General features: G+C 39.7%; 19 protein-coding genes and 1 tRNA gene. 8 read left to right on the top strand and 12 right to left on the bottom strand.

What is annotated here, in order from left to right:
- Positions 1 to 15 precede the first annotated feature (15 nt).
- Positions 16 to 1056, bottom strand: coding sequence for an SMP-30/gluconolactonase/LRE family protein (locus tag EHO65_RS14515; protein ID WP_135775304.1), 1041 nt, complete (start codon positions 1054 to 1056; stop codon positions 16 to 18).
- Between the two features lie 121 nt (positions 1057 to 1177).
- Between EHO65_RS14515 and EHO65_RS14510 the strand changes: the two genes are divergently transcribed.
- Together EHO65_RS14510 and EHO65_RS14505 are read left to right on the top strand one after the other, a co-directional pair.
- A complete protein-coding gene (locus tag EHO65_RS14510; protein WP_100705174.1) occupies positions 1178 to 1435 on the top strand; it encodes an LIMLP_16025 family protein in 258 nt (85 codons plus the stop codon).
- A 34-nt stretch (positions 1436 to 1469) separates the two neighbouring features.
- Positions 1470 to 2300: a penicillin-binding transpeptidase domain-containing protein gene (locus tag EHO65_RS14505; protein ID WP_135775303.1), complete on the top strand. Its 831-nt coding sequence runs from the start codon at positions 1470 to 1472 to the stop codon at positions 2298 to 2300.
- 22 nt (positions 2301 to 2322) lie between these two features.
- Here EHO65_RS14505 and EHO65_RS14500 read toward each other — a convergent pair.
- Both EHO65_RS14500 and sixA read right to left on the bottom strand, forming a co-directional pair.
- Positions 2323 to 2394: transfer RNA gene (locus tag EHO65_RS14500), tRNA-Pro, on the bottom strand.
- Positions 2395 to 2475: 81 nt separating this feature from the next.
- On the bottom strand, positions 2476 to 2958 hold the full coding sequence (gene sixA / locus EHO65_RS14495) for a phosphohistidine phosphatase SixA (protein WP_135775302.1): 483 nt from the start codon (positions 2956 to 2958) through the stop codon (positions 2476 to 2478).
- Between the two features lie 99 nt (positions 2959 to 3057).
- Here sixA and EHO65_RS14490 point away from each other — a divergent pair, with 99 nt between their 5' ends.
- From EHO65_RS14490 to rsgA, 4 genes are all read left to right on the top strand, one after another.
- A complete protein-coding gene (locus tag EHO65_RS14490; RefSeq protein ID WP_135775301.1) occupies positions 3058 to 3975 on the top strand; it encodes an ABC transporter ATP-binding protein in 918 nt (305 codons plus the stop codon).
- The gene (locus EHO65_RS14485; protein WP_135775300.1) at positions 3972 to 4787 is read left to right on the top strand and encodes an ABC transporter permease; all 816 of its coding nucleotides are present in this window, start codon (positions 3972 to 3974) and stop codon (positions 4785 to 4787) included. The genes EHO65_RS14490 and EHO65_RS14485 overlap by 4 nt, the downstream gene beginning before the upstream one ends.
- Before the next feature lie 85 nt (positions 4788 to 4872).
- Positions 4873 to 6396, top strand: a complete 1524-nt coding sequence (locus tag EHO65_RS14480) for an HDOD domain-containing protein (protein WP_135775299.1) — start codon at positions 4873 to 4875, stop codon at positions 6394 to 6396.
- 177 nt (positions 6397 to 6573) lie between these two features.
- Complete coding sequence (gene rsgA / locus EHO65_RS14475; RefSeq protein WP_135775298.1) at positions 6574 to 7701, top strand: ribosome small subunit-dependent GTPase A; 1128 nt, start codon at positions 6574 to 6576, stop codon at positions 7699 to 7701.
- Between the two features lie 35 nt (positions 7702 to 7736).
- Here the strand turns inward: rsgA and rsmA are convergent, their stop codons facing one another.
- The 9 genes from rsmA to EHO65_RS14430 all read right to left on the bottom strand — a co-directional run bounded on the left by rsmA (position 7737) and on the right by EHO65_RS14430 (position 18547).
- Entirely contained in the window at positions 7737 to 8615 is an 879-nt protein-coding gene (gene rsmA / locus EHO65_RS14470; protein WP_167482039.1) for a 16S rRNA (adenine(1518)-N(6)/adenine(1519)-N(6))-dimethyltransferase RsmA, read from the bottom strand.
- Complete coding sequence (locus tag EHO65_RS14465) at positions 8587 to 10476, bottom strand: ComEC/Rec2 family competence protein (RefSeq protein WP_135775296.1); 1890 nt, start codon at positions 10474 to 10476, stop codon at positions 8587 to 8589. Before EHO65_RS14465 ends, rsmA begins: the two co-directional genes overlap by 29 nt.
- A gap of 65 nt (positions 10477 to 10541) precedes the next feature.
- Positions 10542 to 11522, bottom strand: a complete 981-nt coding sequence (gene trpS / locus EHO65_RS14460) for a tryptophan--tRNA ligase (protein WP_135775295.1) — start codon at positions 11520 to 11522, stop codon at positions 10542 to 10544.
- Positions 11519 to 13351, bottom strand: a complete 1833-nt coding sequence (locus EHO65_RS14455; protein ID WP_135775294.1) for a hypothetical protein — start codon at positions 13349 to 13351, stop codon at positions 11519 to 11521. Before EHO65_RS14455 ends, trpS begins: the two co-directional genes overlap by 4 nt.
- Positions 13352 to 13353: 2 nt before the next feature.
- Positions 13354 to 13944 carry a LolA family protein gene (locus EHO65_RS14450; protein WP_135775293.1) on the bottom strand — a complete coding sequence of 197 codons (591 nt, stop codon included), beginning with the start codon at positions 13942 to 13944 and terminating at the stop codon, positions 13354 to 13356.
- 32 nt (positions 13945 to 13976) lie between these two features.
- Complete coding sequence (locus EHO65_RS14445; RefSeq protein WP_135775292.1) at positions 13977 to 14936, bottom strand: electron transfer flavoprotein subunit alpha/FixB family protein; 960 nt, start codon at positions 14934 to 14936, stop codon at positions 13977 to 13979.
- A gap of 11 nt (positions 14937 to 14947) precedes the next feature.
- Positions 14948 to 15709: an electron transfer flavoprotein subunit beta/FixA family protein gene (locus EHO65_RS14440; RefSeq protein ID WP_020769329.1), complete on the bottom strand. Its 762-nt coding sequence runs from the start codon at positions 15707 to 15709 to the stop codon at positions 14948 to 14950.
- A 96-nt stretch (positions 15710 to 15805) separates the two neighbouring features.
- Positions 15806 to 16102: an LIC10362 family protein gene (locus EHO65_RS14435; RefSeq protein ID WP_135775291.1), complete on the bottom strand. Its 297-nt coding sequence runs from the start codon at positions 16100 to 16102 to the stop codon at positions 15806 to 15808.
- 12 nt (positions 16103 to 16114) lie between these two features.
- Entirely contained in the window at positions 16115 to 18547 is a 2433-nt protein-coding gene (locus tag EHO65_RS14430) for a glycosyltransferase family 39 protein (RefSeq protein WP_135775290.1), read from the bottom strand.
- A 158-nt stretch (positions 18548 to 18705) separates the two neighbouring features.
- Here EHO65_RS14430 and EHO65_RS14425 point away from each other — a divergent pair, with 158 nt between their 5' ends.
- Together EHO65_RS14425 and EHO65_RS14420 are read left to right on the top strand one after the other, a co-directional pair.
- Positions 18706 to 19887, top strand: a complete 1182-nt coding sequence (locus tag EHO65_RS14425) for an acyl-CoA dehydrogenase family protein (protein WP_135775289.1) — start codon at positions 18706 to 18708, stop codon at positions 19885 to 19887.
- A 166-nt stretch (positions 19888 to 20053) separates the two neighbouring features.
- Positions 20054 to 20842, top strand: coding sequence for a hypothetical protein (locus EHO65_RS14420; RefSeq protein ID WP_135775288.1), 789 nt, complete (start codon positions 20054 to 20056; stop codon positions 20840 to 20842).
- The last annotated feature ends 115 nt before the right edge of the window (positions 20843 to 20957 follow it).

Genomic DNA, 20957 nt, shown 5'->3' with positions numbered 1-20957 from the left:
CCTAGTATTACGTTCTTATAATTGGCACTGCAGAATAAAATCGTTGAATACTTGAGCGATATAAACTCTTTCCTTATAGGTGAGCGCAGTACTTCCCGCAGAAATCAATTCACCGGAGTTAGAAAAAATTTCTAAAATAGAATCATCCGCAGAAATCGTAAATATCTTGGTAGGAGAATGTGATTCTCCATTGCTCGCATGTTTTAGGAACTTCATGACGGAAGGGTGAGTGACAGTGAATATTGTCCCTTTTTCATCAATCTCCAGATTATCCGGTCCGCTTCCCAACAAAATCGATTTAGGTTCTCCTAATACGATTTTTCCGTTTTCTCTTTTAATATCGAATTTTAAAACGGTGCCTTCGTTAAAAGAGGATCTGTATAAAACTTCTTTTCCATCGGGTCTTTTTACATAAAGGATCCCGTTTCCTAAGGAGACAGGATTTCCTAATGAAGACCAGGATTTTCCGTCGTAGTAAGCTATCTCAGAACGTTTCATTCTGAAAAGATCATGAAAGAGATAAAGCATGAATCCGCCTTCTCCATGATCGTTAGAAACGAAAATTTCATTCTCGGAGGCTACCGATAGATCGTTAGGACTTGTGACCAAAGGATCTTGCAGAGTTTGGATATGTTTCCATTTTCCTGCTTTGGATTTTGCGGAAGGTTTTTCTGTTCTTTCAAAAACTTCTATAGAATGTTCTTTGTATAATGTGATATGAGAGATCACATATAATCTATACTTTCCATTTTGGTTTAGAAGGCTCATCCCATGAGGTCTGAAATTTTTAGGGTATTCAGTTTCTAATAGTTTGGGCTCAAGTGTAGAAGAATTCAGATCCAGAAAGTAGATCTTTCCTTCCTGATCTTTGATCCTCCTTTCGTGGGAAGATACATATAGTAATCCTCCATCTCTATCGATTGCTAGATCTTCAGGGCCGGGCATTCCGGAGATCTTGGAGCAGCCTTTTAAAGGGATATCTTTGATATCTCCAGAACAATTGCTAAAAAGCAGGCCGAAAATGGCGAATACTAAGGGTAGAATGGAAACTCGCATGGGGTCCCAAAATCTGCCTTAAATCCGGCACTGGCAATCAGATTCAAGGACCGAGCAGGAATTTTATTCTTGCAATTTTTGTGCAGTGCATAAAAATGGAGTTAAAAAGGAATAGCAAGGCATGGACAACCAAAAACTAAACGATATCATCAATGCCGGGATTGGGGCCGTCCAGACTTCGAAAGAGATTTTCGATAAACTTCTCCAGGATCTAAACGACGGAAAGGAGAAGGTGGAACAGAGATTCGACGAGCTAAAAGCACAGGGAGAAAAAGACCTGAGCGATAACGCGTTGAAATTCAAAGTTCCTCTGGCTTGGGGAATCGTTAAAATTGAAGAAATTCGTGAGAATATCTTAAAACAATTTTTAAAGAAATGATGGGCGGATTTTTCCCCTGGAATAGGAAACGATCATGTTTCGATTTTCAGTGGGAAAGAATTCCGCTCAAGGCCGCTTTTTACTCTTTCAACTCTCTTTTCTTTTTCTTCTAACTCCATTATATTCCCAAAATTTTTCTTCCAAAACTATAACGACTAACTCAGAAGAGTTGATCCTTATAACTGAGGTAAGTTCCGGTAAACCCAGATCGGAAAAGGTCTATGGTGAATCTGAATTCCTAAAAAAGGAATATTCTCCTGCTTCTACCTTTAAAACATATTTGGTCCTGTCTTTGCTTGAGAATCAAATCATTGATCCGGATGAAAAGATAGAATGTGCAGACAAACATATTCCTAATTCGCCCAGACTTTTGAATTTAAGAGATGCATTGTTTTATTCTTCCAATGATTATTTTGAAAAAGTCTTTCCTAAATTAGGAAAAGACAAATTGGACATTACCTTAGGTAAAATCGGTTATTTAGGGAATTCTAAATTGGATCCTAAGGTCCGAGATTGGTGGATCGATCTTGCAAGTTTAAAACATGGAGGAAGGATCAGATTAACTCCTAAAAGTGTACATTCTTCTTGGTCCAAAATTTTTGAGAATGGTTATGGGCTGCCTAAGGATATTATGGAAGAATGGAAAAAGACCCTTTTTTGGTCAGAATGTGTAGATAAATCGGCTAACGTGTATGGAAAGACCGGCTCTTGGGAAGGAAGTTTTTGGTTTCAAGGTGCTTTGGTCAAATCGCAAAACGATTATATTCTCTATACCATCTTAAACAGAAACAAATCAGGATCTAGAACAGGAACGATCAACAGATTTTATGAATTAGTGGGATGTAAGGTTCCGAGTTTGGAATAAAGAGAGTTTAAAAAGAGGACTTTCGGAGTGACTGGACTTGAACCAGCGACCCCTTCCCCCCCAGAGAAGTGCGCTACCACTGCGCTACACCCCGGTCCTCAGTTGTATGATCTTTCAGAGCAGATCCCAATGTAAACCGGTTTTTGAAAACAGATCTTTGGCTATTATGAGAAGATCAACAAAGGAAATCAGGAGATACAAACCAAATGATCTGTCCTCCTTGGAATTTCTCGCGAGGAATATTGACTGCAAGTGCGGAACCGGGAGTGAATAGAAAAGATTTTCCTACTCCTGAAATTCCCAAAAGAGTTTCTGCGAATACGCTCACATCAGGGCTATGACCTACTAAAAGGATCGCATCCGAGTTTGAATTATCTTTAAGAAGAGGACAGATCCTAAAATAATCTTCTCCCGGAAGAAGATACTCCGCAGATTCAGTTTCCAATTCAGGCTTTAGGATTTTGGAATAAATTTCCGCAGTGGCTTTTGTGCGTACGTAAGGGCTATGGTAGATCTTTTTGATCTTAAATCCGGTCTGAAAGAACCGGCCCATTTTTTCTATATCTGTGATCCCTTTGGGAGTTAGAACCCTGGAGGAATCTTTGCCGTCTTCTGAATTGGGATCGGCTTCCCCATGTCTGGCTATGATGATCTTCATAGAATAAATGTAGAATTGTGCGTACGCGTTCTAATAAAAAGAATTGCTTCGAGAAGCAATGGAACTATTGTCTCCGGCACTTGGTCTAAGGATTTTTGAATGCCTCAATTTGCAATTGAAATAGAGCACTTACGCAAATTTTATCCGAAAGTAAAAGCATTACAAGGAATTGATCTGAAAATTCCGCAAGGTGGGATTTTCGGTCTACTCGGCCAGAACGGAGCAGGTAAAACTACTTTGGTCCGTATCCTTCTTGGCTTCTCCAAACAGACCGAAGGTCACTGTAAAGTTTTGGGTTTGGAACCTTCTCCGCTTGCACGAACTAAGATAGGTTATCTTCCGGAAAGAATGGCGGTCCCTACTTATTTGAGTGGGAGAGAATTTTTAGAAGCAAGTTTCAAACTCGCATTGATACCTTCTTCCGTTGCAAAAAAGAAAACCGTTGAGTTCTTAGAAAAGTTAGGATTGGCAGAAGCTGCTGATCGAAAAATTTCCACATACTCTAAGGGCATGCTACAAAGATTGGGGCTTGCCAATGCACTTGGTGCAGAGCCTGAACTTTTGCTTTTAGATGAGCCCGGCACAGGTTTAGATCCTGCGGGTTATAAAGAATTCAGAGAATTAATTTTAGAAGAGAACAAGAAGAGAGGAGTCACCATCCTCATCAACTCTCATCGTTTGTTAGAAGTAGAACAGATCTGTACTGAGATTGGTATCCTTCATAAAGGAAATCTAATGGCCCAGGGCAAGCTGGACGAATTAAAACAAGGCAAAGATAGGATACGTATTCGTTTGGAGTCAGCACCTGAATCTTATCTGGAAGAGATCTCTTTGGAGTATAAGAAAGACGGAAAGATCTGGGAAATTCGTCCTAAGCCGGAAGTGGATCTGAAAAAACTTCCTGCGATCTTAGTGGAGAAGGGTGCGGAAATTTTCCTATACGAAAGAAAGACTGAATCTTTAGAGGATGTATTCTTCAGGCTTACGCAAGGTTCCGAGAATGGAGGATCAAATTGAGCTCTCAAACTGATTTCAAATTTTTTATATCCTCCGCGTTCCGTCAGATAGGCACCCTACTTCGGCTAACGTTCGTCCAAATTATAAGGCGTAAGGCAATATTCTTTTATTTTTCCCTACTTGGATTTTTCCTTTTGGGGGAATGGACCTGCACTACTTCCGTAGGAGGAGAGACCAGTCATGGTGTTTCTTCTTATATGTATTTTATTCTGACTTCTTTTTGGAGTTTGGTCTTTTTGGTAATTCTGACTTCGGACCTTCTCCGCCAAGACATGGACTCTCAGGTCCATACTCTTTGGTTAAGTCGCCCTGTGGATCCGTATGCTTATGTAGGAAGTAAGGGGCTCGCGCTGCTTATATGCGTTGTGATTTTCGTACTTCTGGCTTTCGGGATCAGCTCTTGGTTCTCATTGGAAATTCCTTGGGAGTTCCTTTGGTATCAGGGAACAATGATGTTGGTGTATTCGTTTTTTGTTCTATTGGTTCTTTTGGTAACTCTATTCTCGAACCAATCCCTCGCGATCGTAAGTTCTCTCGGTCTTATACTTTTCAGCTGCATTTTGGATTTCGTAGCTTATAACCAAAATATCGATATGTCTGCGGAAGCGAGTGATATCAAAAAATTCGTTCTAAAAACGATCTACTGGGTTCTGCCCCAGGTCGGGACTGTTTTTTATCATTCTTTCGCTCTTTTTTTGGGGAAGGCTGATCCTAAAAATTTCTACGGACCTTATTCATTCGTCCAAGTAGGAGCATGGATCGTAATTTTAAAATCCACTCTATGGTTGAGTACTCGGCACAAAGAGATTTAGGCCCTAAGGGATTCGGGGAATTTAATCTAGGGTTGACAAAACCTGCTCAGCAGTAGGATATAGCAGGCCCTTCCGCCGAGCGAAAATGAATATAAACTGGTACCATTTCGAAAAGGAAGGATACTATCTTAGCGTTCGTAACGTAAACGAACGTATTGAAAAGCTAAATCCTCTCTATATTCGGTTTACCACTTTGAACAAAAGTGTGGATAAATTACTTAGCATCCTCCTGGACAGGTACCTGGTCTATTTGGATGCGATCACTCTAAAAGAATCCGTTTTTTCTATCTTGAGAGAAAGTGCGATGAACGCCGTTAAGGCAAATTCCAAACGTATCTTCTTCGCAGAAAATAATCTGAACATTTCCAATCCCGACGACTATGTGAGAGGGATGGCGAATTTTAAAAAGGAAATGATCAAAGATAAGGAAAGATACGCAGCCTTATTGGAAAAAGTGAAATTCCATTGTTTGATCACCCTCGCTTTCAATCGAACCAGCTTCCTAATAAGAGTATCGAATAACGCACCCATTATTGCGGAAGAATTGAAACGTGTGGAGAACAGGATCGGAAAGAGCAAAGAATACAACGATTTGGGCGAAGTTTTTGCAGATCATGCGGATGATTCTGAAGGCGCAGGCCTTGGACTTGCAATGTCCCTTTTGATGCTAAAAAATGAAGGAATAGCAGCCGACTCTTACAAATTAAAGGCGGAAGGTGGGATCACTTCCGCTTATATTAAAATTCCATTGGATTTCAAACATCGAAACGTTTCGTACCAACGGACCGTTGAAATTATCGCGGAGATAGATAAACTTCCTACATTCCCTGAAAACTTAAATCAGATCATGAGTCTGATCAATAAGCCCGATTCTTCTATCCAGCAGATTACGGAACAAGTCGGGAGAGACGTTTCCTTATCTACCAATATCCTAAAACTCGCAAACTCAGCTTCTTTTGCACAAGGAAGAAAAGTAGAAACTTTAGAAGATGCGATCAAGTTGATCGGTCTATCAGAATTAAATAATATTCTTTTGAGTCTTGGAACCAAGAAGATCCTGGAAGAGAGATACAAAGAGTTTGAACATATTTGGGAAATGTCCAGTCTTTCGGCTTATATTTGCAGAAGGCTTGGAGAAAGAATGGGCTGGAAAAAAACATTCCTAACCAATCTGGTCTGTGCCGCTCTTCTTCATAATATAGGACTTGTACTTTTACTTTCTTTAGAGGGAGATACGATCGCAAAATTGGCCGATATCTCCGGAAAAAAACTTTTACCTTCTACTCTTGGATTGGAAGAAGCTGCACTTGGAATTACTCATACTTCCTTAGGGGGTATGATCTGTGAAAAATGGAATTTCTCAGATACTATCAAGGTTGCTGCGGAATACCATCATAGACCATTGATGGCCAAAAAAGAATCCAGAGACGTTGTATTTGCGGTCTACTTATCCGATTGGATCATAGAATGTCTGGATGGGAAAGCGGATCCGGCTGCAATTCACTGGGAAGTTCTTCAACATTTCGGTTTTAAAAAAGACGAGGAATGGTTGGAGTTCGGTAAGAAGGTTATAGAAGAATATAAAGCCTTCCAGAAATATTCTACCTGACCTTTTTCTTCTCAAAAAAAACTTTACAACTCTACTTAGGCCCGAAAGTCTAAAAGTAAGTTTGCATATGATTGCCTGATTGTTTACAACCTTTTCCTCAAAGGACCCTCGTATCACGAGGGAGTTACATTAATTAGTCTTATTGACTACCTATGCATATAGGTTTGGGCAAAATAAATGGATCAAAAACCATCTTTGAATTTATCCGTATGGGATGCGGATAGAGAAAAAGAATTTATTAAAATTTCAGAGGACCTAGGTGTCTCCGATCCGGTTTCTGCAAGGATTATCGGAGAGCAAGGACAAGAGTTCCGACTCGAACTAGGAAGTTTAAAAGAAGAAGGTACCGGAATGTTAACCGGTGCACTTCGCTTTAATGCGGGTTCTAGTTTGGATCTACCAGTTGCAGGAGATTGGGTTCTCGTTACTAAATTAAGCGGAGAAGAATATCTAATCCATAAGGTTCTTCCTAGAAGAAGTCTACTCGTTCGAAAAGTGAAAGGAGAAACTTTAAAACCGGATCCTATCTGTGCAAACATGGATCGAATTTTTCTTCTACATGGTTTAGATGGTGACTTTCAACCAAGAAGATTGGAAAGAACTCTGATCCAAATCTGGGAAAGTAAGGCTACACCGGTTGTAGTACTTACAAAGAAAGATTTGTATTCGGGCAAAGAAGAAGAACTAAGGGAGAAGATCGACATCGTTCGAAAATCTTGTCCCGGTGTTGAAGTGTTCTCCGTTTCCAATCATAAACAAGAAGGTTTGGAAGAACTGGAAATGTTTTGGAAGGACGGATCTACTTCCGCTTTTATAGGATCTTCTGGAGTAGGTAAATCTTCTCTTCTCAATTTATTGATCGGAGAAAAGATCAGATCAGTTAACGAAGTCAGAGAATCTGATTCAAAAGGAAGACATACCACCACAAATAGATGGATGTTCCGTTTGGATTCAGGTGCTTGGATCTTGGATACTCCAGGTATGAGGGAAATCCAACTTTGGTCCGACGGTTCAGGTTTGGAAGAAACCTTTCCTGAGATCTTCGAAGCTTCTTCTGATTGTAAATTCCAAGATTGTTCTCATATCAGTGAACCTGATTGTGGGGTAAAACTTGCGATCGAGTTAGGAAAAATTTCGGAAGAAAGATTCAAAAGTTATCTGAAACTCAAAAGAGAATTAGAAAGAACTGCGAATTTGAGTGCTCCGAATTCAGTTGAATTTAGAGAACAAAAAGCGAAGTGGAAATCCATCCACAAAGAACAAAAAAGAATGCAACAACAGCGAGACCGAGAAAGGTATCGTTAGTTTTGAGAGAGCAGAGGAGATATCCTCTGCTCTTTTTAATCGATCTGGAAAAGGTCCACAATCTTATAAAAGTCTTCTGCTTTTAGTTCTTCCGGTCTTTTATCTAAGGAAATTCCTGCTGACTCTATACATTCTTTTAATTTAGATCTTAAATTCTCTTCTGAGATTGGAAGAGTAAGCCCATTCGGATAAAAAGAATTGAATGGAGCTTCTTTGATAGAAGAACCTATTTTTTTTCTTTTTCCCCAAAACAAGGTTCTGCATAAAATTTCTAAAACTTGGTAAGAGATTTTTTTGGAAAATCTTTTATCTGAAACAAATGTTAGAACACTTGAATCCACATTGGGAGACGGATAAAAACATCCGGCCTTGATCGTCTTTTTACTTTGGAATTTTCCGTATGCTCCTGCATAAATTGATAAAGAAGAAATTTCTTTAGTGATCCTTTGAGCGAATTCTTTTTGGACCAGGAAGACTGCACCTTGCAAATTCGGAAGTTTTTCTAAAGAAAGAATAATAAGTTCGGAAGTGATATAATAGGGAAGGTTACCGAATAGAAAACAGCTTCTATTCTCTTGGTCTAAGAGAGTATCTCTTGCATCTCCTAGAATGATTTCAGTTCCGGGAAGAAACTCATTTAGCCATTTATAATATACCGGGTCGATCTCATATAATCTCAGCTTTTTCCCCAATCCATAGAGTATATGAGAAAGTGCTCCAAGACCCGGGCCGATTTCCAAGATCAGTTCTGATTTTTGCAGAAGTTCGGGTGCAGCACTAGAGAACAAAGTTTTCACAGCGTTTGGATCAATTAGAAAGTTTTGTCCCCATTTTTTGAGAGGAGCAGAAGATCTTTCTGACAAAAATTCCCGGATGACATTTGGTTTATAAAACGGGTATTCCGGGGAGCTCATCACTTCCAATAAACTTCCAACCGGGAGCGATTCCAAGCTGTTTTCTAAATCGATTCCATTCTCTTGGATCTTCCTTGATCCGAAATCTTGGAAGGATCAGTATGATCCCTTCTCCTTTTTGGGTACGGTTTAAGAGAGTTTGGAGAGAATCTTTTCCTACTTCGAATCGTATTAGCTTTTGGTCCGGATCCGGTAGATGGAATTCCCCTAATTTAGGAATTAAGATCCAATTTTCGAAACCGGCGATCTTTGGTTTTTCTTTTCCCCCGTATTTTAGAGATAGATTCTGGTTTCTTTTTAAACATTCCGAGACCCAATCCAGGCAAGACTCATGTTCTATATAGATCTCGTGAACGGTTTTAGAATTTCCACAGAATCTTTCCGGATCTTTTCCCAACGATTTGTATAAAATTTTGGAACTATACTTACATTTTCCTGCGAGGATCAATCTGTTCTTTTCTTGAAGGAAGAAGGTGAATTGATCTCCAAAAAATACATCCGGCAGTTGGATCCAAGTGGAAGAGTTTGCTAATAAGAATTGGAAACCACAACATATACAAAATCCCAGTATCCATATATTTTTGAAGAGAGCAGTTCTAAGTGTTTTATCAATTACAGAATTAGAAAGATCTAATGTAGAATTTTCCATTTTTTTAGAAGGAATTAATTTCCAAAGGAATAAGAAGAATAAGAATAAGATCCAGATCCCTAATCCGAAAAATTTCGTATTTCCTCTATAATGATGCACCCAATTCCAATTGGATTCTCCCCAGTAAAGAGTGGCTTTTTCTAAAATTTCCAAGAGGAATAAAACGATCTTCCATACGGGTTGTGCAAATAAGTAGAGATATATTGATTCCAATACCAAAGAAAAATATAATAGGGGAAGCAATATCCCGCAAATTGGGACTAAGATCAGATTTAATCCCAGCGATCCAAAACTATAATATCCGAAAAAGTAAATCAAGGACGGTAAGGTCCCTATCCCCGCGGATAAAGAAACTAAAAGATTTTCTCTCCAAAATCCGACAAACCTAGCTAAGATCGTTTTATCTTCTGAAGCTTGGGGAAGGCATTTTTTGAAACAAGGTAGTAATAGTAGAATGCCTGAAACTGCGCCGAAAGAAAGTAAAAAAGAAACTCCAAAGGAACGAACAGGATCCCAAAGATATACAAGTCCGGCAGAAGAGATCAATAGATCCACCGGTCTAGATTTTCTAAAAAACAAAGATTGTAAAAGTATCCATGCAGAAAATATCCAAGCTCTTGCGAGCGAGATTGGAAAACCTAAGCTGACCAAGTATAATAGTCCGAATAATACAGGAAGTATTCTAGGAATATGATAACCTAAAAAAGGAATTCGTTTTAGGACAGCGAACATACATCCGATTAAAATTCCTAAATGTAAGCCTGAGGCCGCGAATAAATGTAAAATTCCGCCTTCTTTAGCATTCTTCTTAAATTCCTTATCTAAACTTTTTGCATCTCCTAAAACTAAACCTAAGGAGATTTCTCTGGCTCTGCCTTGTATTTCTGCTCTATCTAAGGTTTGGTTGATTTTTTGAGAGAATTCTTTTTTCCAAGAAGCGGATTTTTCTAAAAAAGGAGCGGTTCTTTTGGTATAACCGCAGATCGCTAAAATAAAAAATAGAATTACTCCCCAGGAAAAGTATGGGGCCTTTTTGCTGAAGAATAAAAAGGAAAAGAATATTATACTAATTGAATGTATTGCTGTCCAAATTAGGGCGAGATCCGGAAAGAAAATATCTAAGAATAAGCCGGATAGAAGCCCAAGAACAATATAGGAAAATAAGGAGGAGGGGATCCAGTCCTGGTAGTTTTGTTCCAAGTATTCGCCCATACGAATACCTGTTATGGAAAATTAGGACTGTGCGCGGAATTCTCATTCCGCACCGAATTTTGATATTAAACCGAAACTTTCGAGATACCGATACCGAGTTTTCCTCTTACATTATCTAAGATTTGAGAAGAAGCTGCCCTTGCTTTATCGGATCCTTTTTTCATTACGGATCTTACGTAAGTAGGATCAGTGGCAATCTTCTCTCTTTCTTTTCTGTATGGACCGAAATAGTCTAAGACAGTTTCTAATAATGCTTTTTTAAGATCCCCATACCCTGTTCCTGGATTCGTAAATCTGGCTTGTAGATCTTTTTTACCGGACTCATCTAAGAAAAGGGAATGGATGGAGTATATTATACTTTTCTCATAATCCTTCGCTTCATCTACTCCTGCGGAATCAGTTAAGATACCCATTACCGATTTTTTTAACTTCTTCTCATCATCAAAAAAGTTAATCGTATTTCCGTAAGACTTGGACATTTTCGCTCCGTCTACTCCCGGTACGATTGCAGTCTCTTCGTCTATTTCAGGTTCAGGAAGTTTGAAGGTTTCTCCATATTGGGAGTTAAACTTCTCCGCAATATCTCTTGCATATTCTAAATGTTGTTTTTGGTCTTTTCCTACAGGCACCTTATCACTATTAAATGCAAGAATGTCCGCAGCCATTAACACAGGATAAAAGAAAAGTCCTCCACTTGGAACGATTCCCTTTGCAACCTTATCCTTATAAGAATGAGCTAATTCCAGTTTAGGAACTGTGATGGACATACTCAGATACCAAGTAAGTTCAGTGACTTCAGGAACTTCTGATTGTATCCAGAATGCACATTTATCCGGGTCGATCCCTAATGCTAAAAAATCACAAACAGCATCATAAGTATTTTCTGTTTGGTTTTTTGCAGAACTAAAAGTAGTTAAAGCGTGCAAATCAGCCACAAAACAGAATAGATCGGACTTGTTTTGGTAATCGACTAACTTGCGTATAACTGAGAAGTAATTTCCTAAATGTAATTTACCAGAAGGTTGTACCCCGGTCAATATCCTCATTGTTCCTCCGAGGAAGCGAATCGGTTTTGCGGATCATCGAAAGTTTTTCCGGAAAGGCGTTCATACTCTGCTTTTAATGCACTGAGTTCCGCATCCAACTTTCTGTGAGCGGTTAGTTTATTTACAGTAAACTTGTCTTTATAGATGACCGCGTAGTTAAATAATAACTGAGCCATATCCACAAAAACATATTCCAAAGTTTTACCGTTCAAACGGTTTCCGGAAACCATCGTAGAATCATAATATGGTATAAATCGGTGAAGCACTTTCACTTCTTCTAATACTTTTTCTTTAGAAGCTAAAACTCTTTCGTTCAGCTGTCCTTTGGCTTCATAATCTTTTGCCAATAAATGGTTCTCAACCAATACGTTGATCTTCTCCGCGAATTTTCCCATAAAAGCGGAAGCTTCTGAAAGTAATCTTAATAAGTTTACCGTAATCTGGTCTTCTACGGATCCACCTGAAGTGTTTTGGTTAAAATTGGAGAAGGTATACTGAAAGCTTGGATACTTCTTATTGAATGCATCCAATTGTCTGAGAAGATTATTGATCTCTTCGATTTCAGCTTTAAATAAACCCGGTTGTGTTACCAAAACGTCTCTATTATGGTTTTTGGTCCCTATCTTAACTGTTCCTTCTAAAATAGGGGTGTAACAAGATTGAAAGTCGCGGAGAAGTATATGGATCAGCTTATGAGGCATTCCTTTGTAAGAGGACTTGAATGCAGCTGAGTTCATGTTCTCCGGCATATGATGGGCAAAATAATCGTCCACCACACCGTTCAAGAAGTCGAAAGAGATCTTTCCGTTATCGTCTATTTTGAAATAACGTTGTCTTAGACCGTGCAGCTCTTCTTTCTTATTCATTCTGGTCAAAATATCGTCTGATAATTTGATCAATGTTGTTTCAACTTCTTTGGTGATGTCTGGAGATCCTTGGAATTTGGTCTCGTTGATCGGAGGAACATTTAAAGAATCTAATATTTCTTCCCAACTGATCACCTTTTTGTTGGAGACAACGTAGAATGCGCGGATCGCGTCCGTAAGTTTGGGCCTTCCGTTTTCCAGATTTAATCCGTAATTCAATCCGGATATGATAGAAGGAAGTTTTACGGATAATTTTTCGTCCTTCTTCACTAATTCAGGAACATGGCCTAGGATAATGTCTCTAGCGTCGCTCCTGGAAAGATGACGTGCATAATACATCTGCATCTTCAAAGATCTGTTCAAAAAGATCTCAGGAGAAATTTCATCTATAAAGAGTGAATCTAAAGAGATAAAGTTATTAAAGAATTTATTAAAATTCAAGACCACATTATAAACCAAAGGTCTCCAATGTCTCCAACCTTGGCTTTCTGCAAGTCTAAGCGCCTGTAATGTGGAGATGATCTGATCTTCTTTTAATGCTTTGAATAATCTTTCTACGGAAGGAGCGATCTTCGAATTTCTTCCTAAGAAACCTACCTCTACGGTTCCGGTGTCCTTTGCAAATTTTGTAATGTTTGCATTTCCACCGAAAAGGTTTGCGAGGAATCCTAAACCAGGTCCGGCATCTTGTGTTTTCTTTACCGGTTTAGGTGCTGTTTTGGAAGAAGCGGAAGAAGACTGAGAAGATTTAGAAGACTTGTCCTCTTCCTCAGGTTTTTTGCCTGACTCTTCTTTTTTCTTCTGCTCGAACTCTTCGTCGACTTTTTTCATCAAGTCGATACGTATAAATATATCGTTCGATTTTTGTATGACTTCGTCTATCTTCTGTTGATGTTCCGGAGAACGTGTCTTTCGATAGAGGTCTGCGAAGACCTTATGGGCGTCTGTGCGAGAAGTAGACAAACTTATTCCCTCTCGTTAAGCGGGTTCTCCACAATTTGCGCGTTGGAAGGTGCTCCGAAATTGAAGAGAGACGCAGGTAAACCTATACCGGTTTGGACTCCGGAAAAACTTACGGAGGTGTATTCTCCGGTGGATCTGCTCTTCATTCTGAGGGAACGAGGAGTATTATCCGGACCTAAGGTGACTACGATCTCTTCGTAAGTCCTTGTCGCGGATTTTAGTCGAAGTGAACCTCCCACTGGAGTTACTTCTTCGTATCCCGAAAGAAGACCGGCCATTCCACCGGTCATACCTTTTACGTCTTGCTTGCCTACAATTCCTCTCGAAGGGGAATAAAACCAAAGGTAACGTCCGTTGGAGGCGATAACCCTTCCGTCGGAAAATTTTACATGTATATGATTTGGTCTTTGGTAAGAAAGAGTTCCGGTGAGTTCGTTATTGATCGTAATACTCGCCCGAAAACTGGAAATTTCGGCCATCTTTCCGATGACACCGTTTAACCTTTCCTTGCCAGGATCGGATAAAATAGAAGTGCCGCAGACCAGTAGAGCTGCGGCACCCAAAAAGGATAATATACCCTTGGATGAAGCCATAATCGTTCCTACTATGGCTTCATTAGACGAAATTATCCAAGTACTTTTTTAAACTCGTCGGTCAGAGCCGGTACGACTTCAAAAAGGTCCCCTACGACTCCGTAGGTAGCTACTTTAAAGATTGGAGCGTCTCCGTCCTTATTGATAGCCACGATATACTTGGAGGAACCCATTCCGGCCAAATGCTGGATCGCTCCGGAAATTCCGCATGCGATATAGCAGTTCGGGGAAACGGTTTTACCAGTTTGACCCACTTGATGGCTATGAGAAATCCAGCCTGCATCGACCGCAGCACGGGACGCTCCTAAAGCTGCGCCTAAAACGTCCGCCAAACCTTGGATAACAGGCCAGTTTTCAGGTCCTTTAATTCCGCGTCCGCCGGATACGATGATAGAAGCTTCTGCCAACTGAACTTTGTTTCCGCCGCTTAGATCGGAAGATACGATTTTAACTTTCGCGTCTCCTGCGGATGGACTTGCAGCTTCAGCAGCTCCTGCTCCAGCTTTTTGTACTACTTCTTGAGAGTTTGGACGAACAGTGAAGATAGCGATTGGGCTGGTAACTTTGAAATTACCGTATGCTTTTCCGGAATAGATTGGCTTCTTAGCTACTACTTTTCCGCCGTCTACTGAAAGACCTACTGCGTCCGCTATGATTCCCGCTCCTACTTTTACAGCTACTCTTGGAGAATAATCTTTTCCTTGAGAAGTGTGAGGAACTAAAACTACAGAAGGATTTTTATCCTTAATAACTCCGGCTACTAAATTCGCCCAAGTTTCTGCGTTGAAGTCTCCAGCATTTACGGTAACTATGCTGTCTGCTCCGACTGCTCCTAGATCCCCTGCGAATTTTTCAACTCCGGATCCGATGAGAAGAGCGGTAACTTTTCCTCCGAGTGCGTCCGCAATCTTGCGGCCAGCGGAAGTGATTTCTTTGGAGATCTTTTTGAGTTCTCCGTTTTTGAGTTCGCCTACGATTAAAACGTTGCTCACGGGTGTTCTCCTTAGATAACCTTAGCTTCTTCGCGAAGAGCTTTTACTAATTGTTCAGCGTAACCTTTCGCATCAGCCGCTTCTAACTTGCGACCAGGAATACGAGGTGGAGGTGGCTCCAGGCCCACTACTTCAATCTTGCTTGCAGGATTTCCTAAATCTGCAGGCGTTTTAGTTTCGATAGGCTTCTTCTTAGCAGCCATCAAACCTTTTAAGTTAGGATAACGAGGTTCGTTTAATCCTTTTTGAGCAGTGATTGCTACTGGTAGACTGGTTTCTACAACTTGTGTTCCACCTTCTACCTCTTTAGTAGCTTTTACGGAAGTTCCGCTGATCTCTAAACTAACTGCGAAAGAAATATGAGCGATTCCGAGTCCTTCTGCAACTTGGATCACTACTTGGGAACTATCGCTATCGATAGATTGGCGTCCGCCGATGATGATGTCTGCATTTTCAGCTTTCGCGAAGTTTGCGATCAATTCTGCGGTTAAAACGGTGTCGAAAGGAACGTAATTGTCCACTTTGATCTGAACGGCACGGTCCGCTCCCATTGCGTATGCTTGGCGTAAAGACTCTTGAACGCGATCTGGTCCTAGAGAGACTGCAATAACCTCTCCACCATTTTTCTCGCGTAATCTAAGTCCTTCTTCAATTGCGAATTCGTCGTACGGAGAGATAATCCATTTAATTCCGGCTTCATTGATGGACTTGTCCCCGACTTTGATATTCGTTTCGGTGTCAGGCACCTGTTTCACTAAAACGATGATCTTCATGAACTTACGTTCTCCAAATAAATAGGGCTATAAACACGAAATTTCTGAAAAGCTTGAATGCAAACTACTTTTTTGCACGTATTCCGGAAATCTCGCCTATCGAAACAGAATGAGTGTTCTGCTCCAAAAATAGATCCAAAATAATCCTAGAATGATAACCAACACATTTGCATCGGATTTAAGGAAGAAGGTTAAGCCCCAGAAAAACGGTAAAAGGAAAAAGCTGATCAGAAATAAAAACCAGATCCAAGACTTTCCGCTAAACGGGGTAGCGAATGAGGCCTCGATTTCCGAGCGGATCTCTTCTAAACTTTTGGGAAACTTTCCTAGATTGCGGATCGCGAGAACCAAAGCGAGAAGGCAAACTAAAGTTAATACGACAGAATACGGCATATTTATCCTCATTTAGGGAATTCTAGATAATTGCAGGGATTTTAGAATTACTTGTTTGTTTTTTTGAGTGCGGAACCTGATCATTACATCGTCTGTTTCCGGATTTTCTACAGAGAATTCGATGCTCATCTTTTTATCATTCCCAATTCCTGAGGATTCGGGAAAGATTACAGAGGAAGATTCATTAGCAGTCACACTGAAAGTCGCTTGGCTCAGGGCCTCTCCTTCGAATTCTACTCGAAACTTTCCTTTGGGATCTTTCGGAATATAATAATCGTAGGCTTTTACTTCTTCGTAAAGGTTCGATTGGTTTTTACGTTCCGATCTAAGGGTTGTTAATATGTATGTGAATTGGCCAGGGTCTATTGAAGTTATTTTTTTCACCTGAGTAGGAGCTTTAGGGTTTATCCCTACTTTATAAATTTGTAAGAAGGTTCCTTTGTGTATAAGCGTATCAGGATATCGATTTACGGTTTCTATTGGAAAATTTCCTTCTAAACTTATTTTATCTACTTTTTCTAAAGTAACTGATTGGTCTTCCAGATTAGCATCCTCATCAATTAGGTATACATTCCAACCGGCTTCGATCAATCGGTTTGCTTTCTCTAAAAAAGGACGGGTCTTGTGGATGAGATAGGTATCTCTTCCGCTTAGATAACGAAGTGGGCTCGCGAGATCTTCTTTTTTAGTAAAATAAATTGCTCTTTCTTTTGGAAGGGATATTGATAATCTTTCGAATTCTTCTGAATAACCAGACAACATTCTTTCAAATAAGATCAATCTATCTCTTTTATATAGATCGTACATACAACCTACAAAGACAATCGCGATTAGAGTGAACTTAATAGTTTGTCTTTTGATAGGCAAAGAATAAAGCCCTAATACTCCCATAATACATACAAAAGGGATCGGGAACAAGACCCAACGTCTGGATGCCCAGTAATGATCGGGAAAGATACTGGGATCATAAAAATATACGAATGAGAGGAGGGAGCCTAATATTAGAAATACCAGCGACCCGGAAGATTGTTTTCTGAATACTAGTAGATCGTAGCCTCCTATACCAAATAATACAAGGAGAAGAGGAACATAAAATAAGAAGAATATAAAACCATTCTTTCTAAAGTAAAGGTGATCAGTTATGGTCTTTGAATTACTGATCACTGGTTGTATAAAATAAGCGAATATGATTAAGAGAAACACGAGGGAGAAGATTGATATCTTTAAAACCTTTTTATTCTTGAGGACCGTATTCTTAAACAATTCGATCGCTTTTTTTCCAATTTTTAAATTAGAGAAGAATAATAGTCCGGATAATAAAATAGAAGAAAAGACACACAAGAAAGTTAGTTTCAGCAATTGTTTACTTCTCCAAAGATCGATCATGTACGGTTTGGAGTTGATGTATCCATACAAAAGACCCAACATCGAAATCGCCGAATATCCGAATAGAAAGTTAAATCCTTTCCAAAGAGATTTTTTTCTTAAGAGTAATAAGTAAGCCACAAAGATCACGATTGCAGGAAAATATATTAAACTATCGATCCTATTAAAACTGCTTAAGCCTAAAATACCTCCTGCTAAGAACATCCATCCATTATTCTTCCGGAAAAAATAAAGAGCAAAGTAAGATGAGAATAGGATCAGCAATTGCCCCAATGGTTCGGATAGGGTAGTTCTGACATTCCAAAGCTGTGCGGGGTTAAACGCGCAGAAAGCTACCGCGATCAATGCTCCCCAAGGACCTATCCATTTTTTCACTATCAGAAATATAAAGATTAACGATAATACTCCGAAGATTGTGTTTACTCGGAACATTGCATCTAATCCGAATAGATCGGCAGATAAGGCTAAGTAAATAGGGAAGAGCGGGAAGAAACGAGGAGAAAGAGAACCGATTGGAGAAGAAGGAGAATGGTCCGAATGGATTGCGGGATAACCGTAAATTATATTATTCCCGAAAATCTGAGTTAGATCTTGGTAACGGGGATCATCAAAATTTAGTCCTCCTGTTTTCTGTATCGTACTTCCGAAAACCAGATACACTCCATGGTCTCTATCTCCTTTAATATACTCGATCGGAAAAAGAGAATACATCGCGCCTGCACTCAGGAGTAATAAGAATAGAATAATTTTTGGAATTATACTTCTGGAACTATTCCAACCGGCGATTGGATTTAATCGGAGATCAATTTTATGAAAGACGATGTATCCGATAAACGATCCGGAAACCAAAAATTGGATCAAGACAACAGAAAGGATATTGTAATACTTAATGGAAACTAGTAGGAGAGAAATGGAGCCGACTATTAAAATGGAGAGAGTAAAGGATACTGAGTTTCTGGATAGGGGTTGTGAAAGTCCTTTTTTATGAAGAATGGCTGATATAAAATAAGTATTTAGGATAATGCCTAAAAAGAATAATAAATTTACCAAGGAAGCCATTACCTACTCTATACGAAATATTATCTTATCCTCGAATTGTAAAGCTTGTATTTGAAGATCAAGATTTAGGTCTTTTTAAATACAATTGAGTCCAGTAACTCGGTTGCAATTTACAGCGGGTCCAAAATACTTAAGTTGAAATTGAATAGGGCATTAGAATGAAGGGAATCCAAGAAAAAAAAATAGATCTATATAATCCAACTGATGATCATCTTTCTTTGAGAGAGAATGTAAGTGCTTTCGCAAAAGAAAATTTGGATCAGCAAGCAAAGGATCATGACGACGAAGAATCTTTTAATAAGGATCTATTCCGTCGACTGGGAGCAGAATTAGGGATCTTCGGAGTAACAGTTCCTCAAGAAGACGGAGGAATGGGATTGGATCCTGTGGCAAGTGTGATCATCCACGAGGAATTTTCCGCCTATGATCCTGGATTTACTCTATCATATTTAGCTCATGAAGTACTTTTCGTAAATAATTTCTTTCACAGTGGGAATCCTTCCCAAAGGACAAAATATATGCCTAAGGTCCTCTCTGGAGAATGGATCGGCGGAATGGGAATGACAGAACCTGGAGCAGGAACTGATGTTCTTGGAATGGGGACCGTCGCTACTCGTAAAGGCGACAAATTTGTATTAAACGGAAGAAAACAGTTTATCACAAACGGGATCGTGGGACAGGTATTTTTGGTATATGCAAAAACTAGCAAGGATTCTCGTAGAACTACTTCTTTCATTGTAGAAAGTTCTTATCCGGGATTCAGTTTCGGCAAAAAAGAAGAGAAGATGGGAATGAGATCTTCTCCAACTACCCAGCTGATCTTTGAGAACATGGAAGTTCCTGCTGAAAATCTAATCGGTGCAGAAGATGGCGCCTTGACTCATATGATGAGAAACCTAGAGATCGAAAGAGTGACTCTTGCTGCTCAATCTTTAGGGATTGCAAAACGTTGTATAGACGTGATGTGCGAATATTCTATCCTTCATAGAGAAGCTTTCGATAAGAAGTTAATCGAATTCGGGCAGATCCAAAGGTTGCTTGCAGAGTCTTATGCGGACTACCAAGCCGCAAGAGCATTGGTATATGATGTTGCTTCTAAGATCCATCCTGAAAATCGAAACTCGCTCGGAGCTGCTTCTGCAAAATTAGTATCTACCCAAATGGCGGAAAGAGTTTCCAGAAACGCAATCCAAGTGCTGGGCGGTTACGGTTATTGTAGAGAATACCCGGTGGAAAGATTACATAGAGATGCAATCTTACTTTCCATTGGAGGTGGGACAAACGAAGCAATGCAAAAGAATATAGCTGCTGATTTGAAGAAGTTATATGCGAGCTCCTGAATTTAGAGAACCTTACCCAAAATGGGGTAAGGTTCTTGTAAAAATCTTTCTAATATATACGAAAATAAATCTAATATCGTTGGGTTTCCACCTAACGTTGTCTTTTCTTCTCCCATTTCGGATAAGCTTTATATCTGCAGTGTGATAATATACTGTGGATGTTAATATGAAAAGTTATCTTGGAGGAAGAATGAAAAATACAATCGGAAAACTAATCAGCGCGTTATGTATGCTTGGCGTACTAATTTCTACAACAAGTTTGGGCGCAGTTGATAGAGAATCGGGAAATCAAGAGAACAGCAACTGGTCCATTCAATATGGATTTGGATATGGAAACGCGAACGTTCAAAACCTTGGATGGTTCGGAAACCCGAATGCAGATATTCTTCCTGGTTTACTCCTTAGTGGAAACGCTGACCCGGCGCTCTTATACTTGATGTCCCAGCCTATGCCGGCTCCGAAAGGAGATGTATATAGCACTAGATTTTATGCAGAATATGCTCCGAACAGAATCGGATTCGTATTTGGATTATCTTCCGATATAGTCCAATTGACTTTTCCTAAAAATGATGCAGCCGCTTTATATTTGCTCCAAGGAGTCGTTAACGGATCCATCCCGTATGATGCTTATACTGTTTCATCCGTCTTATCAACTCAAGCCATGGAAAAATCGAGTGTGAATGCGAGCACATTCGACTTCGGGATAAATTTCCATATGAATCCTAGAAAAACCTTAGATCCATACTTTATGTTAGGATTAGGACTTGGAGGTTGTGCCCATAATTGTTATGCAGGAAAAGTATTCGGGCGTTTGGGGCTAAAAGTAAATATGGGGGCCCTTTATACTTTTTTTGAGGCAGAATATACTAATTATTGGTTCAAATATACTGAGATCGAAGATGCCTTACAAATGCAAGGTCCTAAGGCTAGCATTGGATTTGGATTGTATCTATAATTTGCATCTTTTTTCGGCGAGGTCTTTCTCGCCGATCTCTTAAGAGACCCCATTCGTAAAGTTCTTCCCGTATAAAAGCCGTTTAATAAGTTCTGTCTGCAAGGGCATTTAGTGT

It is taken from the genome of Leptospira andrefontaineae, assembly GCF_004770105.1.
GTDB classification, from domain to species: domain Bacteria; phylum Spirochaetota; class Leptospiria; order Leptospirales; family Leptospiraceae; genus Leptospira_B; species Leptospira_B andrefontaineae.
Note: the sequence above shows the minus strand (reverse complement) of the source record. Positions and strands in the feature narration are given on the sequence as shown.

What these genes read in the sequence shown, in the direction of transcription:
- EHO65_RS14435 (WP_135775291.1), bottom strand. Translation starts at nt 16,102, where the DNA reads ATGCCGTATTCTGTCGTATTAACTTTAGTTTGCCTTCTCGCTTTGGTT.
- EHO65_RS14440 (WP_020769329.1), bottom strand. Translation starts at nt 15,709, where the DNA reads ATGAAGATCATCGTTTTAGTGAAACAGGTGCCTGACACCGAAACGAAT.
- EHO65_RS14420 (WP_135775288.1), top strand. Translation starts at nt 20,054, where the DNA reads ATGAAAAGTTATCTTGGAGGAAGAATGAAAAATACAATCGGAAAACTA.
- EHO65_RS14425 (WP_135775289.1), top strand. Translation starts at nt 18,706, where the DNA reads ATGAAGGGAATCCAAGAAAAAAAAATAGATCTATATAATCCAACTGAT.
- EHO65_RS14465 (WP_135775296.1), bottom strand. Translation starts at nt 10,476, where the DNA reads ATGGGCGAATACTTGGAACAAAACTACCAGGACTGGATCCCCTCCTCC.
- EHO65_RS14480 (WP_135775299.1), top strand. Translation starts at nt 4,873, where the DNA reads ATGAATATAAACTGGTACCATTTCGAAAAGGAAGGATACTATCTTAGC.
- EHO65_RS14430 (WP_135775290.1), bottom strand. Translation starts at nt 18,547, where the DNA reads ATGGCTTCCTTGGTAAATTTATTATTCTTTTTAGGCATTATCCTAAAT.
- sixA (WP_135775302.1), bottom strand. Translation starts at nt 2,958, where the DNA reads ATGAAGATCATCATAGCCAGACATGGGGAAGCCGATCCCAATTCAGAA.
- rsmA (WP_167482039.1), bottom strand. Translation starts at nt 8,615, where the DNA reads ATGAGCTCCCCGGAATACCCGTTTTATAAACCAAATGTCATCCGGGAA.
- EHO65_RS14515 (WP_135775304.1), bottom strand. Translation starts at nt 1,056, where the DNA reads ATGCGAGTTTCCATTCTACCCTTAGTATTCGCCATTTTCGGCCTGCTT.
- EHO65_RS14450 (WP_135775293.1), bottom strand. Translation starts at nt 13,944, where the DNA reads ATGGCTTCATCCAAGGGTATATTATCCTTTTTGGGTGCCGCAGCTCTA.
- trpS (WP_135775295.1), bottom strand. Translation starts at nt 11,522, where the DNA reads ATGAGGATATTGACCGGGGTACAACCTTCTGGTAAATTACATTTAGGA.
- EHO65_RS14505 (WP_135775303.1), top strand. Translation starts at nt 1,470, where the DNA reads ATGTTTCGATTTTCAGTGGGAAAGAATTCCGCTCAAGGCCGCTTTTTA.
- rsgA (WP_135775298.1), top strand. Translation starts at nt 6,574, where the DNA reads ATGGATCAAAAACCATCTTTGAATTTATCCGTATGGGATGCGGATAGA.
- EHO65_RS14510 (WP_100705174.1), top strand. Translation starts at nt 1,178, where the DNA reads ATGGACAACCAAAAACTAAACGATATCATCAATGCCGGGATTGGGGCC.
- EHO65_RS14490 (WP_135775301.1), top strand. Translation starts at nt 3,058, where the DNA reads ATGCCTCAATTTGCAATTGAAATAGAGCACTTACGCAAATTTTATCCG.